Source organism: Gryllotalpicola kribbensis (assembly GCF_039538245.1).
GTDB classification, from domain to species: domain Bacteria; phylum Actinomycetota; class Actinomycetes; order Actinomycetales; family Microbacteriaceae; genus Gryllotalpicola; species Gryllotalpicola kribbensis.
In genome coordinates, this window is sequence record NZ_BAABBX010000005.1 from 116,802 (window position 1) to 132,687 (window position 15,886).

Annotated in this window: 12 protein-coding genes; 10 read left to right on the forward strand and 2 right to left on the reverse strand. The window is 68.6% G+C overall.

Features of this window, described 5'->3' with window-relative positions; translation table 11 throughout:
- Window positions 1–372 (forward strand): glycine cleavage system protein GcvH, encoded by a 372-nt coding sequence (gene gcvH, locus ABD716_RS03840; RefSeq protein ID WP_344773976.1) that lies wholly within the window; start codon window positions 1–3, stop codon window positions 370–372.
- A 74-nt stretch (window positions 373–446) separates the two neighbouring features.
- Entirely contained in the window at window positions 447–3,263 is a 2,817-nt protein-coding gene (gene gcvP, locus ABD716_RS03845) for an aminomethyl-transferring glycine dehydrogenase (RefSeq protein ID WP_425553383.1), read from the forward strand.
- Window positions 3,264–3,341: 78 nt separating this feature from the next.
- Here gcvP and ABD716_RS03850 read toward each other — a convergent pair whose 3' ends face one another.
- Both ABD716_RS03850 and ABD716_RS03855 read right to left on the reverse strand, forming a co-directional pair.
- Window positions 3,342–4,334 (reverse strand): hypothetical protein, encoded by a 993-nt coding sequence (locus tag ABD716_RS03850; protein WP_344773980.1) that lies wholly within the window; start codon window positions 4,332–4,334, stop codon window positions 3,342–3,344.
- 222 nt (window positions 4,335–4,556) lie between these two features.
- On the reverse strand, window positions 4,557–5,279 hold the full coding sequence (locus tag ABD716_RS03855; protein WP_425553376.1) for a CPBP family intramembrane glutamic endopeptidase: 723 nt from the start codon (window positions 5,277–5,279) through the stop codon (window positions 4,557–4,559).
- Between the two features lie 198 nt (window positions 5,280–5,477).
- Between ABD716_RS03855 and ABD716_RS03860 the strand changes: the two genes are divergently transcribed.
- From ABD716_RS03860 to ABD716_RS03895, 8 genes are all read left to right on the forward strand, one after another.
- Window positions 5,478–7,106, forward strand: coding sequence for a peptide ABC transporter substrate-binding protein (locus tag ABD716_RS03860; protein WP_344773984.1), 1,629 nt, complete (start codon window positions 5,478–5,480; stop codon window positions 7,104–7,106).
- A gap of 171 nt (window positions 7,107–7,277) precedes the next feature.
- A complete protein-coding gene (locus tag ABD716_RS03865; RefSeq protein WP_344773986.1) occupies window positions 7,278–8,207 on the forward strand; it encodes an ABC transporter permease in 930 nt (309 codons plus the stop codon).
- Window positions 8,197–9,144: an ABC transporter permease gene (locus tag ABD716_RS03870; RefSeq protein WP_344773988.1), complete on the forward strand. Its 948-nt coding sequence runs from the start codon at window positions 8,197–8,199 to the stop codon at window positions 9,142–9,144. The genes ABD716_RS03865 and ABD716_RS03870 overlap by 11 nt, the downstream gene beginning before the upstream one ends.
- The gene (locus ABD716_RS03875; RefSeq protein WP_344773990.1) at window positions 9,141–10,925 is read left to right on the forward strand and encodes a dipeptide ABC transporter ATP-binding protein; all 1,785 of its coding nucleotides are present in this window, start codon (window positions 9,141–9,143) and stop codon (window positions 10,923–10,925) included. Before ABD716_RS03870 ends, ABD716_RS03875 begins: the two co-directional genes overlap by 4 nt.
- A gap of 6 nt (window positions 10,926–10,931) precedes the next feature.
- Window positions 10,932–11,537, forward strand: coding sequence for a PH domain-containing protein (locus tag ABD716_RS03880; protein WP_344773992.1), 606 nt, complete (start codon window positions 10,932–10,934; stop codon window positions 11,535–11,537).
- 296 nt (window positions 11,538–11,833) lie between these two features.
- A complete protein-coding gene (locus ABD716_RS03885; protein WP_344773994.1) occupies window positions 11,834–12,814 on the forward strand; it encodes an ABC transporter permease in 981 nt (326 codons plus the stop codon).
- A gap of 3 nt (window positions 12,815–12,817) precedes the next feature.
- A complete protein-coding gene (locus ABD716_RS03890; protein WP_344773996.1) occupies window positions 12,818–13,759 on the forward strand; it encodes an ABC transporter permease in 942 nt (313 codons plus the stop codon).
- Window positions 13,752–15,836, forward strand: coding sequence for an ABC transporter ATP-binding protein (locus ABD716_RS03895; protein WP_344773998.1), 2,085 nt, complete (start codon window positions 13,752–13,754; stop codon window positions 15,834–15,836). The genes ABD716_RS03890 and ABD716_RS03895 overlap by 8 nt, the downstream gene beginning before the upstream one ends.
- The last annotated feature ends 50 nt before the right edge of the window (window positions 15,837–15,886 follow it).

The following is a 15,886-nucleotide window of genomic DNA, read 5'->3' on the forward strand; positions in this document are numbered from 1 at the left end:
ATGGCTGCACCCGAGAACCTCAAGTACACGGAAGAGCACGAATGGGTGCTCGTCGACGGCGACGTCGCGACCGTCGGCATCACCGACTACGCGCAGGCGGCGCTCGGTGACGTCGTCTTCGTCGACCTTCCCGCCGAGGGCACCGCGGTCGCGGCGGCATCGGTCGTCGGCGAGATCGAGTCGACGAAGTCGGTGGGCGAGCTGTTCGCCCCGATCGACGGCGAGGTCGTCGAGGCCAACCAGGCCGTCGTCGACAGCCCCGACCTGGTCAACTCCGACCCGTACGGCGCCGGCTGGCTGATCAAGGTGCGCTTCACCGAGCTGCCCGCGCTGCTCGACGCCGCCGCGTACGACGAGCTGACCAGCAAGTGAGCAGCGCCACGCCCGCGAACCGGTCCGTGTTCGCCGACCGACACATCGGCGCCGACGCCGGGCAGACCGAGGCGATGCTCGCGGCCGTCGGCTACGAGAGCGTCGACGCGCTCGTGCGCGCGGCCGTGCCGGGGTCGATCCAGCTGCCGGCCGAGGCCGCTCAGCGGTCGAGCATTCCCGAAGCGGCATCCGAGCGCGCGGCGCTCGCCGAGCTGCGTCGCCTCGCCGCCCGCAACACCGTGAACCGCTCGCTGATCGGCCAGGGGTACTACGGCACGCTGACCCCGGCCGTGATCCAGCGCAACGTGCTCGAGAACCCCAGCTGGTACACGGCCTACACGCCGTACCAGCCCGAGATCTCGCAGGGGCGCCTCGAGGCCCTGCTCAACTTCCAGCAGGCGGTCTGCGATCTGACGGGCCTCGATATCGCCAACGCGTCGATGCTCGACGAGTCGACCGCCGTGGTCGAGGCGATGCTGCTCGCGCGCCGGGCCTCGAAGTCGAAGTCGTCGCGCTTCCTCGTCGACGCCGACGCATTCCCGCAGACGCATGCGCTGCTCGAGGGCCGTGCGGCGGCCGTCGGCATCGAGCTCGACGTGCTGCCCCTCTCCGAGGCCGATGCCGACGAGCTCGGCGAGTTCTTCGGGGTCTTCGTGCAGTACCCGGGCGCCTCGGGGACGGTGTGGAACCCGGCATCCGTCTTCGCGGCCGCGCACGAGCAGGGCGCGCTCGCGATCGCCGCGGCCGACCTGCTCGCCGTCGCCATCATCACCCCGCCGGGCGAGCTCGGCGCGGACATCGCGGTCGGCTCATCGCAGCGCTTCGGCGTGCCGATGGGCTTCGGAGGCCCGCACGCGGGCTACATGGCGGTGCGCACCGGCCTCGAGCGCCAGCTGCCGGGGCGCCTCGTCGGCGTCAGCCAGGACTCCTTCGGGAAGCCCGCCTACCGCCTCACGCTGCAGACGCGCGAGCAGCACATCCGTCGCGAGAAGGCGACGTCGAACATCTGCACCGCGCAGGTGCTGCTGGCCGTGATGGCGTCGATGTACGCCGTGTACCACGGGCCGCGCGGCATCCGCGCGATCGCGACCCAGGTGCACGAGACGGCCAGGTCGTTCGCGGAGGAGCTGTGGTCGCACGGTGCGGATGTCACGTCGGCGCAGTTCTTCGACACCGTCCAGGTCGCCGTCGAGGATGCCGACGCCACGGTCGAGGCGGCGCACGACCGCGGCGTGCTGCTGTGGAAGGTCGATGAGGCGACCGTGTCATTCAGCGTCGACGAGGCCGTCGCCGAGGACCCCGAGCCCGTGCTCGCGGTGCTGCGCGAGGTGCTGGCACCGGGAGACAGTCGGCGCACGGACTTCGGGATGGCAGGTCCGGCGATCCCCGACGACCTCGCGCGCGAATCCGCGTACCTCACGCATCCGGTCTTCAACTCGTACCACTCCGAGACCGCGATGATGCGCTACCTCAAGCAGCTCGCCGACCGCGATTACGCGCTCGACCGCGGCATGATCCCGCTCGGCTCGTGCACGATGAAGCTCAACGCGGCGACCGAGATGGCAGCCGTGACCTGGCCCGAGTTCGCGAACCTGCACCCGTTCGCGCCGACATCCGATGTCGCGGGCTACCTCGAGCTGATCGGCGACCTCGAGGGGTGGCTCGCCGAGCTCACGGGTTACGACACCGTCTCGCTGCAGCCGAACGCGGGCAGCCAGGGCGAGCTTGCGGGTCTGCTCGCGATCCGCGGCTACCACCGCTCGCGCGGCGACGACCAGCGCACGGTCTGCCTCATCCCGCAGTCGGCACACGGCACGAACGCCGCCTCTGCCGTGCTCGCCGGCCTGCGCGTCGTCGTCGTGGCGACCGACGCGAACGGCAACGTCGACCTCGCCGACCTGCGGGCGAAGATCGAGGCCAACCGCGACGAGCTCGCGGCGCTGATGATCACCTACCCGTCGACCCACGGCGTGTACGAGCACGACGTCGTCGCGATCACGGATGCCGTGCACGAGGCCGGCGGCCAGGTGTACGTCGACGGCGCGAACCTCAACGCCCTGCTCGGCTACGCGCAGTTCGGGCGCTTCGGCGGCGACGTCTCGCACCTCAACCTGCACAAGACGTTCTGCATCCCGCACGGCGGCGGCGGTCCGGGCGTCGGCCCGGTCGCGGCGAAGGCCCACCTCGCGCCGTTCCTCCCTGGGCATCCGCTCGCGCAGACGAATGAGCACGTCGGGCTCGAACACGGCGGGGCGCCGGTGTCGGCGGCGCCGTTCGGCTCGCCCAGCATCCTGTCGATCTCGTGGGCGTACGTGCGCATGATGGGCCTTGACGGCCTCACGCGGGCGACGGGGGCGGCCGTGCTCGCGGCGAACTACATCGCGGCGCGGCTGCGCGAGCACTACCCGGTGCTGTATGCCGGCGAGGGCGGGCTCGTCGCGCACGAGTGCATCCTCGATGTGCGCACGCTCTCGGCCGAGACCGGCGTGACCGTCGACGACGTGGCCAAGCGGCTCGTCGACTACGGATTCCACGCCCCGACCATGTCGTTCCCGGTCGCCGGCACGCTGATGGTCGAGCCGACCGAGTCGGAGGACCTCGCCGAGCTCGACCGGTTCTGCGCGGCGATGATCGCCATCGAGCACGAGGCGCGGCAACTCGCCGATGAGGCGTGGCCCGCCGACGACAACCCCCTGCGCGGGGCGCCGCACACGGCGGAATCCGTCATCACGGGGGAGTGGACGCACCCGTACTCGCGCGAGCTCGCGGTCTACCCGGCGGGGCCCGCCCAAGCGCGCACGAAGTACTGGCCGCCGGTCGGCCGCATCGACCAGGCATGGGGCGACAGGAACCTGTTCTGCGCCTGCCCGCCGGTGGAGGCGTTCGCGTAGGCGCGGTCACCGCACGAACTCGTTCCCGTTCCGGACGGCTGCGCCCGCTGCCGCGGGCGCGCACGTCCGGAACGGGAACTACTTGGGGCGTCGCGGTGCCCGCGGCACCCCGTGCTGGTTCGCCAGAGCGCGCAGCAGCACGGGCCGGCGCAGCTCGGGCATACCCCAGCGCATGAAGTCGGAGCCGTCGAGGGCCCGGAGCGCATCCTCCCGTCGCTTCTCTTTGACGACGGCCTGCCCCGAACTCATCCCACTCAGGTACTCCTCTTTGAGGTATTTCCCGAGGCCGTCGAACTCGCCGATGAGCGGTCTGCCACTGCGGCTGCGCTTCCATTTGAAGTCGCTGTCGTAGAAGCGGCCGTCAGGCAGGTGATGGCGGACCTGGAGCTCGGGCACCTCGAACCCGAGCTCGCTGAACAGGACTCTGCTGCCGGACTCACCGGGGGAGCCCGACCGCGCATCGGCGAAGTCGATCAGTTCGAACGCCCGCGCCCGACCCCACCGGCCCTGCGCGTCGACCAGTGCTCGCACCTCGTCTTTCGTCACAGCCTGGGCCGGAACGGCCCGCGGCCCGAGCGCGTGGTCGAGCGCGACGACCGTCGACATCGCGTCCCCGTCGCGCGCGAGATCGGCAATCGTCCGCGCCACATTCGTGACGTAGAACCCCTCCCACTCGAGGAGGTCGTCTGCGTCGAATTCCGAGCGGTGAACGACGACGCCGCGCTTGCTGCGTCGCGCGCTCGTTACCGGCTCGAGGATGTCGATCGCACTGGGCCACAGGTCGAGGATGGGAAGCCCGAGGATCGCCAGAGCCGTGACATGCGAGAACACCACGTCCCGCCGACGCGTCTCGCCCACGGCCACCGCACGGTCGAGGTAGCGCTGTCGAGCCTCGTGCGGTCGCTGATCCCACGGGAGCGAGCCCAGCGGCTCGACCTTCGGCTGCATGACGCCTCGGCGGAGCCGGGAGACCTCGCCGGTTTCGACCTTGCGCCGCAGGGCGCGGGCTTCTGCGTCGGCCCAGGTCGCGCGCGACGTGAGGAGGAGACGGGACTGCTGTGAGCTGTTCACGCGAGACTTCCTAGCGCCCCGCGGGGCGCGCCCGTGGGGGCATCCCCTCGTAATCGTGGACAACTGCGCGCTCGCCGCCTGCTGTGGAAAACGGCCGGGTTCTGAACTCGTTCCCATTCCGGACACGGGTTGCCGCGGCCGCGGGCGCAACCGTCCGGAACGGGAACGAGTTGCGGGGCGGCGCGGCGCCGGGGCGCGGGGGCAGCGTGGCGCCCGGGCGGGTCAGCTGAAGACGCCGGGCCACCACGCGACGGCCAGGGGGTAGCCCACGAAAGACACGATGTCGAGGATCGCGTGGGCCACCACCAGCGGCGCCGTGCGCCCCCAGCGCGAGTACGCCCAGCCGAAGACGACGCCCATGACCGCGTTGCCGAAGAACGGCCCGATGCCCTGGTAGAGGTGGTACGAGCCGCGCAGCACCGCCGAGGCGATGATCGTCGGCCACGCCCCCCACTCGAGCTCGCGCAGCCGAGTGAAGAGGTAGCCCACCACGATCACCTCCTCCTGCAATGCGGCGCGCACGGCGGACAGCACCAAAACGGGGATCGTCCACCAGTGCGTGTCGAGCGGCGACGCCTGCACCTCGACCGTGATGCCGGCCAGCCGGCCGAGTGCGTAGAAGCCGAGCCCGGGCAGCCCGATGCAGGCGGCGAGCAGCAGCCCGCCGCCGAGATCGCGCCCTGGCTGCTGCCGGGTGAGACCGATGCGCTCGAAAGCACTGCGCCCGGGCTCCCACAGCAGATACAGGGCGAGCGCAACGGGGAAGAGGTCGAAGAAGACCCCCAGAAGTTGGTACGTGAGGTCGAGCCACGGCACCGAGGATTGCGCCGCGTTGAGCGCCGTCGACTGCTCGGCGAGGGGCTTTCCCGACGAAAGGTCAGCTGGCAGGGCGACAATCGAATACACAGCGGATGCCCCGAGCGACAGCCCGAGGACAATGGCCAACTCGAACCCGAGCCGCTGTTTTGACCGAGAGATGCTCACGCTGCTCGCGCTTTCGTGGTGGGCGTTACGCGCGTGTAACGGTTCTTGCCCTGGTTTGGCCGCAGGCGCAAAGGATGCATATCTTGCTTTCTGTTAAGAGTGCTGCCGGGGTCCACAAACGCCCTTGCACGCGCCTGCACCATTCCTACAGGAGGAAAATTGAAGATCAAGCGAATCGGAGTGGGGCTCGCCGCCGTTGCCGCAGCGACCGCTCTGACGCTGACCGGTTGCTCCGGCTCGGGTTCCGGCGGAAGCGACAACAGCAGCAGTGCGAAGGCCGACCCGTCGGCAATCATCACCACCAACGGCAATGAGCCGCAGAACCCGCTGATCCCCGGCAACACCACCGAGGTCGGCGGCGGCAAGATCGTCACCTCGATCTTCGAGGGTCTCGTGAGCTACAAGGCCGACGGCAGCACCCAGAACGAGGTCGCGAAGTCGATCACGTCGAGCGACAACAAGGTCTGGGACATCAAGCTCAACGACGGGTGGAAGTTCACCAACGGCGAGCCAGTCACCTCGGACTCGTTCATCGACGCGTGGAACCTGACCGCCAACTCGGCCAACGCCTACGGCGGCAGCTACTTCCTCGACAACATCGAGGGCTTCTCGTACGACAAGCCCGTCACCGCTCTGCCGGGCCTGAAGAAGGTCTCCGACACCGAGTTCACCGTCACCCTGAGCTCGCCGCTGGCCGCGTGGCCGCTGCGTCTCGGCTACTCGGCGTTCTACCCGATGCCGAAGGCCGCCTTCTCGGACCTCAAGGCCTACGGTGAGAACCCGATCGGCGACGGCCCGTACAAGGTGAAGAGCTGGACCCACAACCAGCAGATCGAGCTCGTCACCAACAAGGACTACAAGGGTCACCGCAAGCCGGTGAACGGCGGTCTGACGATCAAGTTCTACACCTCGCAGGACACGGCCTACGCCGACGCCCAGTCCAACGACCTCGACGTGCTCGACGCCGTTCCGGACAGCGCGTTCCAGACCTTCGAGTCCGACTTCAAGGGCCGCGAGGTGAACCAGCCGGCTGCGATCTTCCAGTCGATCACCATCCCGGGCTACCTGAAGCACTTCGGTGAGGACAAGGAAGGCCAGCTGCGCCGCGCCGCGATCTCCGAGGCGATCAACCGCCCGCAGATCACGAAGGTCATCTTCAACGGCACGCGCACCCCGGCCTCCGACTTCACCAGCCCCGTCATCGACGGCTGGTCGAAGAGCATCGAGGGCTCCGACGTTCTGAAGTACAACGCTGACGACGCCAAGAAGCTGTGGAAGGAGGCCGACGCGATCTCCAAGTTCACCGGCACCTTCACCATCTCGTACAACGCCGACGGCGGCCACCAGGCCTGGGTCGACGCGGTCGCGAACAGCCTCAAGAACACCCTCGGCATCGACGCAGAGGGCAAGTCGTACCCCGACTTCGCCTCGCTGCTGAAGGACGAGGACGCCAACAAGATGACCGGTGCCTTCCGCTCCGGCTGGCAGGCGGACTACCCGGGTCTCGACGACTTCCTGACCCCGCTGTACCAGACCGGTGCCGGCTCGAACTACGGCCGCTACTCCAGCAAGCAGGTCGACGACCTGTTCAAGCAGGCCGCTCAGGCCTCGAGCGAGGCGGACGCGAACAAGCTCTACCAGCAGGCGCAGGAGATCCTGTTCAAGGACCTCCCCGCGATCCCGCTGTGGTACTCCAACGAGGTCGGCGTCTGGTCGAGCAACGTCTCCGACGTGCAGTTCGGCTGGGACTCGGTGCCGCTCTACTACGCCATCAAGAAGACCAGCTGACCAGCTGAACCAGGGCACTCAGGCCCTTCAAATGAAAACAGCGGCTAGCCTGTAGACAGGTAAATCCGTAAACGATGTGGCGCTCGGGGGAATCCCTCGGGCGCCACATCCTTGACGAACGATGAGACTCATGACTTCGAAGCCCGCTTCACGAAAGCCGGTGCTCGCCTGATGTGGTGGTATTTCCTTCGACGGGTCCTGCAGATGATCCCCGTGTTCTTCGGGGCGACCCTTCTGATCTACTTCATGGTGTTCGCGCTGCCCGGTGACCCGATCCGTGCTCTCTTCGGAGACCACCCGCCGGCCCAGTCCGTCATCGATACGCTGCGGCACCGGTACCACCTCGACCAGCCGTTCATCGTGCAGTACTGGTACTACATCACCGGCCTGCTGCGCGGGGACTTCGGCACCACCTACTCCGGCCAGCGCGTCATCGACGTGATGAAGCAGGCCTTCCCGATCACGGCCCGCCTCGCGGTCCTCGCGCTCCTCTTCGAGGCCGTCGCCGGCATCGTCGTCGGCCTGATCTCCGGGCTGCGCAAGGGCAAGATCTTCGACGGCGTCGCGCTCGTCGTGAGCCTGATCCTGATCTCGGTGCCGGTGCTGGTCACGGGCTTCGTGCTGCAGTTCCTGCTCGGTGTGAAGTGGCACGTCATCAACCCGTCGGTGAGCCCCGGGGCGCCGACGCAGCAGCTCATCCTGCCCGCGATCGTGCTTGCGACGGTCTCGTTCGCCTACATCGTGCGACTGACCCGCGCCAGCGTCTCCGAGAACATGAGCGCCGACTTCGTGCGCACGGCCACGGCGAAGGGGCTCACCCGCACCCGTGTCGTCACCGTGCACATCCTGCGCAACTCCCTCATCCCGGTGATCACCTACCTCGGTGTCGACATCGGAAACCTCATGGTCGGCGCGATCGTGACAGAGGGAATCTTCAACATCCACGGCGTCGGCGGCACCGTCTATCAGGCCGTCACGCGAGGCGAGGGGCCGACCGTCGTGTCGTTCGTCGCGGTGATGGTCCTGATCTTCATGGCCGCGAACCTGCTCGTCGACCTCCTGTACGCCGTGCTCGATCCGAGGATCCGCTATGCCAAGTAACGACATGACGGCGACCCACTACGTCGCCCCGCTCGATGAGACGCCGCTCGTCGCGGTCGACCGGGTCGACGAGAGCGCCAAGACCCGCAGTGCCTGGACCGATGCATGGGATTCCCTGCGCACGAGCCCGATGTTCTGGATCTCCGCAGTGCTGATCGTGCTGATCCTGCTCGTGGCGATCGTGCCGCAGCTGTTCACGCACACCTCGCCGACGCTCGGCTGCGACCTCGACTTCAGCAACGCGTCGCCGCGGGCCGGGCATCCGCTCGGCTTCACCCGCCAGGGCTGCGACGTGTACGCGCGCGTCATCTACGGAACCCGCGCGTCGCTCACCGTCGGCATCCTCGCGACCGTGATCTTCGCCCTGGTGGGCCTGATCATCGGCGCGGTCGCCGGCTACTACGGCGGCTGGCTCGACGCCGTGGTCTCGCGCCTCGGCGACATCTTCTTCTCCGTTCCCTCGGTGCTCGGCGCGATCGTGCTCATGTCGGTGCTGCCGTTCCGCAACGCGACGACGGTGGCGCTGGTGCTCGCCGTGTTCACGTGGCCGCAGGCCGCCCGAATCGTGCGCGGCGCCGTCGTGCTCGCGAAGAACTCCGACTACGTGCTCAGCGCGAAGGCGCTCGGCGTCTCGCGCTTCAAGATCCTGCTGCGGCACGTCGTGCCGAACTCGATCGCCCCGCTGATCGTGCTGGCGACCGTGTCGCTCGGCTCGTTCATCGTGGCCGAGGCGACGCTGTCCTTCCTCGGCATCGGCCTGCCGCCGAGCGTGATGTCGTGGGGTAACGACATCAGCCAGGCGCAGGCGTCGATCCGCACGGCGCCGATGTCCCTGTTCTACCCGGCCGTCGCCCTGTCGATCACCGTCCTCGCATTCCTCATGCTGGGCGACGTGGTCCGCGACGCGCTCGACCCGAAGGCGAGGGCCAACCGATGAGCACCACCACCGCCCCCACGCAAGACGGCCTGCTCTTCGAGGGCGCCGCGCTCGCCCCGGGTGAGCCGCTGCTCGAGATCGACGACCTGCGGGTCTCGTTCCGCACCCAGAGCGGCGGTGACTTCGAGGCCGTGCGCGGCGTCAGCTTCACCGTGAACCAGGGTGAGACCGTCGCGATCGTCGGCGAGTCGGGCTCGGGCAAGTCGACCACGGCGACCGCCGTCATCGACCTGCTCGCCGGCAACGGCAAGGTCACCGGCGGCTCGGCCAAGATGCTCGGCGTCGACCTGACCAAGCTCAGCGACAAGCAGATGCAGTCCGTGCGCGGGCGCGTCATCGGCTATGTCCCGCAGGACCCGATGTCGAACCTGAACCCCGTGTGGAGCGTGGGATTCCAGGTCGAAGAGGCCATCAAGGCGAACAACCCGAAGCTCTCGCGCGGCGACGTCAAGAAGCGCGCGATCGAGGTGCTGAAGGAGGCCGGCCTCGGCGACGCCGACAAGCGCATGAAGCAGTACCCGCACCAGTTCTCGGGCGGCATGCGCCAGCGCGTGCTGATCGGCATCGGCCTCTCGTCGCGCCCGCGCCTGCTGGTCGCCGACGAGCCGACGTCGGCCCTCGACGTGACGGTGCAGCGGGTCATCCTCGACCACCTGCAGACGCTCACCCGCGACTACGGCACGTCGGTGCTGCTCATCACGCACGATCTCGGCCTCGCCGCAGAGCGCGCCGAGAAGCTCGTCGTGATGTACCGCGGCCAGGTCGTCGAGGCGGGCCCGTCGAAGGAGATCCTGGCCGACCCGCGCCACCCGTACACGCAGCGCCTGGTCGCCGCGGCGCCGAGCCTCGCCTCCCGCCGCATCCAGTCGCAGAAGTCGCCGTCGCACGTCGACACGAGCGTGCGCGTGGCAGAGGGCGCGCAGACCGCCGCCATCGACCAGATCGAGCTCGCCGCCGAGCGCCGCGAGGCGCAGGCAGCCGATGCGAAGCCGCTGATCACGTTCGAGAACGTGACGAAGGTCTACAAGATCCGCCAGGGCGGCTTCACGAGCATCGACCTCAAGGCGGTCGACGACATCTCGTTCAGCATTCCGAAGGGCACCACCACGGCGCTCGTGGGCGAGTCCGGCTCGGGCAAGTCGACGGCGTCGAAGCTGCTGCTGAACCTCGAGCCCGTCACGAGCGGCACGATCACGGTCGACGGGCAGGATGTCTCGAAACTGCGCGGCAAGGAGCTGTTGCGCTTCCGCCGCCGCGTGCAGCCGGTCTTCCAGGACCCGTACGGCTCGCTGAACCCGATGCACAACATCGAGAGCATCATCGCCGAGCCGCTGCTCACCCACGGCATCGGTAACAGCCGTGAGCGCGCCCGCGCGGTGCGCGAGCTGCTCGAGCAGGTCGCTCTGCCGCAGTCGACGGCAGGCCGCTACCCGAACGAGCTCTCGGGCGGTCAGCGCCAGCGCATCGCCGTCGCCCGGGCGCTCGCGCTCAAGCCCGACATCATCGTGCTCGACGAGGCCGTCTCGGCCCTCGACGTGCTGGTGCAGGGCCAGATCCTGAACCTGCTCACCGATCTGCAGGCCGAGCTCGGGCTGACCTACCTCTTCGTCACCCATGACCTCGCCGTCGTGCGCCTCGTCGCCGACAACGTGTGCGTCATGGAGAAGGGGCGGCTCGTCGAGACCGGAACGACCGACGAGATCTTCGACGCGCCGCGCGAGGACTACACGCGTCGCCTGCTCGACGCGATTCCCGGCGCCGGCTTCGAGTTCGGGGCCTGAGCGCCGGTGATCCGAGACGACAAGGGGGCGAATCGGCGCGTCATCCGCGCGGGTTCGCCCCTCGTCACGTTCTGGCTCGTCGTCGTGTGCGTGGTGTTCCTGCTGGGGGATGCCGCGCTGCGGCGCGACGGGGCCGTGTTCGGCATCTCCGTCGCCCCGTGCCTGCTGGCGGTCTGGGGCGCCTGGGTGCTGTTCCTGCGCCCCTGCGTCGTGCTGACGCCCGATTCCATCACGGCCCGCAATATCGGCCGCGTCGTCGAGATGCCATGGGGGCAGGTCGAGGATGCCAGGCTGCGCTTCGGACTCGTCGTCGACCTCGTCGGCGGCGGCCATGTGAACTGCTGGGGCGGGCCGTTCGCGGCGCGCCCGGGGGTCGCGCGGCGCTCCGTGCTGGCCCGCCGCGGCGGGGAGCCCGACACCCCGTCGCTCGACGCGGGTGAAGCCGCCCTGCGAGCGGTGCAGGCGGTGCACGACGAGGCGCTGGCCGCCGCGGCCGACCCCGTGCGGGCCGCGGTGCTGAACGCGCCGGTGAGCCGCCGCTGGGACACGATTCCGCTTGTGATCGGGGCCGTTCTCGTCGTCGCCGTGGTGATCGAGGCCCTCGCCTTCTGAGCGGAGCGGACGGCACCCGCAACGGAATCCGTCGTGGCGAGGCATCCGCGCGATTGTTAACGCCCCGCTACCCGTGTAAACATCGTGAAACGATGCGGCGGATAAGTTGTTGACCGCCTGTCAGCCGTGTGTAGTGTGAAGCAACTCCTGGATTCGCACACACCAGAGTTCCTCCCCGCAACACATCAAGGAACACTCACATGGCATTTTCACTTCTTGCGCAGGCCGCTTCCGACCGCGCGGAGTGGTGTCGGGTCACCTCAGGGAAGGCGGGCCACGGGGCGCGGTAACGTCCGGTGTTCGTCTATCTCGTTCGGCGGATCGTCAACTACATCATCCTGACGGTCATCGCCAGCTGCCTCGCCTATGTCCTCGCGAGCCTCTCGCTGAACCCGACCGCGAAGTACCTCGGTCGCAACCCACCGGTCGACCCGCACTCGCTGCAGAACATCCTGAACAAGTTCGGGGTGAACCCGGACGTGCCGCTCATCGAGCGCCTCTGGCACTGGTTCTCCGGTGTCCTGCACGGCGACTTCGGCCTCGCCATCAACAGCGAGCCGATCAGCAGGGTGATCTGGGAGCGCGCCGGCATCAGCCTTCAGCTGCTGCTCATCGGCTCGATCATCGGCGCCGTGCTCGGCGTCGTGCTCGGCGTCTGGGGCGCCGTGCGGCAATACAAGGCGTCCGACTCGATCGTGACCTACCTGTCGTACATCGTCTTCTCGACCCCGACGTTCGTCATCGCGATCTTCCTGATGATCGCCGCGACCGCGCTGAACCGTGCGATCGGCCACCAGCTGATCACCTTCACCGGGCAGTACTCGGCGGGCATCTCCGGCGGGTTCTTCACCCAGTTCGGTGATCGGGCGGCGCACCTGCTGCTTCCGACGATCGTGCTGGTGCTCACGAGTGCGGCCTCCTACTCCCGCTACCAGCGCAACGTCATGCTCGACGTTCTCGGCGCGGACTACATCCGTACGGCTCGGGCGAAGGGCCGCACGCGCGGCGCCGCCCTGATCCGCCACGGCGTGCGCGTCGCGCTCATCCCCATGTCGACGTTCTTCGCGTACAGCTTCGGCACCCTCGTGGCCGGCGCGTCGATGCTCGAGATCGTGTTCTCGTGGCACGGCATGGGCGAGCTGCTGCTGACATCCATCAATACGAGCGACATCAACGCCGTGGCGGGGTCGACCCTGTTCACCGCGGTGCTGATCCTGTGCTCGTCGACGCTTTCCGAGGTGCTGTATGCCGCACTCGACCCGAGGGTGAGGAGCTGAGCGATGTCGCTTTCCGAAACCCTTCTCGCCGAAGAGCCCGATGCGGCTCTCGAGCCCGAGCTCACGCCCGCCGAGCAGGGGCGGCGCAAGCCGCTCTCGCGCGGCGGCCTGATCTGGCGCCGACTGCGCTCGACGCCCCGCTTCTGGGTGGGAGTCGGCCTGTTCGCCTTCCTGGTGGCGTGGGCCTATCTGGGCCCGCTGGTCTACCCCTACGGCCCCGACGACCGCGACATCTACAACATGGGCATGGGCCCGACGATGATGCACTGGTTCGGCACCGACTCGATCGGCATGGACATCTACGCCCAGACGATCTCGGGTCTGCAGAAGTCTCTCGTCATCGGCCTCGTCGCCGGCCCGCTGTCGACGCTCATCGCCGCGATCGTCGGGTCGGTGGCCGGCTACCTCGGCGGCATCGTCGACAAGTCGATCGCCTGGGTCATCGACCTGCTGCTGGTGCTGCCGAGCTTCTTCCTGCTCGTGCTGCTCAGCCCGATCTTCACGCAGCTGTCGTGGGTGTTCCTCACGCTGTTCCTGTCGATCTTCAGCTGGATGATCATGGCCCAGGTCGTGCGCAGTCAGACCCGCTCGCTGAAGAACCGCGAGTTCGTGAAGGCCGCGCGCTTCATGGGGATGTCGACGCCGCAGATCATCGCGAAGCACATCATCCCCAACATCGCCTCGCTGCTGATCATCGACGCCACCCTGGGCGTCGCCGCGATGATCCTCTCCGAGACGAGCCTGAGCTTCTTCGGCTTCGGCGTGAAGCCGCCCGCCGTGTCGCTCGGCACCCTTCTTTCCGACGGGACAGGCGCTGCGCTGACCCGACCCTGGCTGTTCGTGTTCCCGGCCGCCGTCCTGATCGTCCTGCTGTTCGCGATCAGCCTCATCGGCGACGCGTTCCGCGACGCCGTCGACCCCACGAGCGGAGCTAACCGTGGCTGAGCCGACCCGTCCCCTTCTCGAGGTCAAGGACCTCTCCGTCACCTTCCCGCAGGGCTCGGGCGACGTGCGTGCCGTGCGTGGCATCAGCTACCAGATCAACGAGGGCGAGTTCCTCGGCATCGTCGGCGAATCCGGCAGCGGCAAGTCCGTCTCGTCGCTCGCGGTGATGGGTCTGCTGCCCACGACCGCCCAGGTCACCGGCGAGATCTGGTTCGACGGCCGCCCGCTGCTGCAGCTCAACGACCGCGAGCTCTCCCGCGTGCGCGGCAAGGAGATCTCGATCATCTTCCAAGACCCCCTGTCGGCGCTCACCCCGGTGTACACCGTGGGCGATCAGATCGCCGAGGCGCTGCGTCTGCACGACAGGGCCCTGACCAAGCAGGCCGCCGAGGCGCGCGCGGTCGAGCTGCTCGGCATCGTCGGCATTCCCGACCCGAAGCGGCGCGTCAAGGCGTTCCCGCACGAGTTCTCGGGCGGCATGCGCCAGCGCGCCATGATCGCGATGGCGATCGCGAACAACCCGCGCCTGATCATCGCCGACGAGCCCACGACGGCTCTCGACGTGACGATCCAGGCGCAGATCCTCGAGGTGCTCGAAGAGGCCAAGCGGATCACGGGGGCTGCGGTTTCGCTCATCACGCACGACCTCGGCGTCGTCGCCGGCCACGCCGACCGCGTCGCCGTGATGTACGCAGGCAAGCTGGTCGAGCTCGGCTCGACCGAGCAGGTGTTCACCGAGCCGACCATGCCCTACACGATCGGCCTGCTGCGCAGTGTGCCGAACATCCTGACCGCGGGCACCGAGCGGCTGGTGCCGCTCGAAGGCCGCCCGCCGTCGCTCGCGGCGCTGCCCGCCGGCTGCCCGTTCGCGGCGCGCTGCCCCATCGCGATCGACGAATGCCGCGAGATCGAGCCCGCCTTGATCTCGTACGACCCGGCGGATGCCACGCACACCGCCGCCTGCCACCGGGGTGCCGAGATCACGAACGGCGAGCTCGTGCGCTCCGAGATCTTCCCGCGCCCCGAGGCACTCGTCGACGACGAGATCGCCGAGAGCACCGAGAAGGTGCTCGAGGTGAAGGAGCTCAAGCGCCACTTCCCGCTGATGCGCGGCGCAGTGTTCCGCCGCCGCGTCGGCACGGTGCGCGCCGTCGACGGCATCAGCTTCGACCTGCGCCCGGGCAGCACGCTGGCGCTGGTGGGGGAGTCCGGCTGCGGAAAGTCGACGACGATCCTCGAGATCATGGAGCTCGTCGCCCCGCAGGAGGGGTCGATCACGGTCGACGGCCGCGACGTCTCCAAGCTGTCGCGCGCCGAGCGCCTCGCGCTCCGGAAGGACATCCAGATCGTCTTCCAGGACCCGATGGCCGCGGTCGACCCGCGCCTGCCGGTCAGCGAGGTGATCGCCGAGCCGCTGCTGGTGCACAAGGTCCCGAAGGCCGAGCGCGACGCGAAGGTGGCCGAGCTGCTCGAGCTCGTCGGACTCGACCCGTCCATGGCCGACCGGTTCCCGCACGAGTTCTCGGGCGGCCAGCGGCAGCGCATCGGCATCGCCCGCGCGCTCGCCACCGACCCACGCATCCTCGTGCTCGACGAGCCGGTCTCGGCGCTCGACGTGTCGATCCAGGCGGGCGTCATCAACCTGCTCGAGGACCTCAAGGTCCGGCTCGGGCTGTCGCTGCTCTTCGTCGCGCACGACCTGGCCGTGGTGCGGCAGATCGCCGACGAGGTCGCCGTGATGTACCTCGGCCGCATCGTCGAGCAGGGGCCGATCTCCGACGTGTTCCGGGAGCCCCGGCATCCGTACACCCAGGCCCTGATCTCGGCCGCGCCGATTCCGGACCCGGCGATCGAGCGTGCGCGCGAGCGCGTGCTGCTGCAGGGCGACCTGCCCAGCCCGACGAGCGAGTTCGCCGGGTGCCGGTTCCGCAGCCGTTGCCCGCTGTACCGGCTGCTGCCCCCGGACGCCCAGGCGCTCTGCCAGAGCGAGGACCCCGAGCTCGCGAGGCACGACGGCGCCCCGGCGCGTGTCGAGGTCGCCTGCCACCACGTCGAGCGGAACACGCTCGCCGCCTAGACCCCCGCGACTGCAACGCGGGCCATCCCCAAGAGGAACATCCCCAAGAG

Bases quoted from the DNA above. Each gene is read 5' to 3' on its own strand.
- ABD716_RS03890 (WP_344773996.1), top strand. From the start codon at position 12,818: ATGTCGCTTTCCGAAACCCTTCTCGCCGAAGAGCCCGATGCGGCTCTC.
- ABD716_RS03870 (WP_344773988.1), top strand. From the start codon at position 8,197: ATGCCAAGTAACGACATGACGGCGACCCACTACGTCGCCCCGCTCGAT.
- gcvP (WP_425553383.1), top strand. From the start codon at position 447: ATGCTCGCGGCCGTCGGCTACGAGAGCGTCGACGCGCTCGTGCGCGCG.
- ABD716_RS03875 (WP_344773990.1), top strand. From the start codon at position 9,141: ATGAGCACCACCACCGCCCCCACGCAAGACGGCCTGCTCTTCGAGGGC.
- ABD716_RS03865 (WP_344773986.1), top strand. From the start codon at position 7,278: ATGTGGTGGTATTTCCTTCGACGGGTCCTGCAGATGATCCCCGTGTTC.
- gcvH (WP_344773976.1), top strand. From the start codon at position 1: ATGGCTGCACCCGAGAACCTCAAGTACACGGAAGAGCACGAATGGGTG.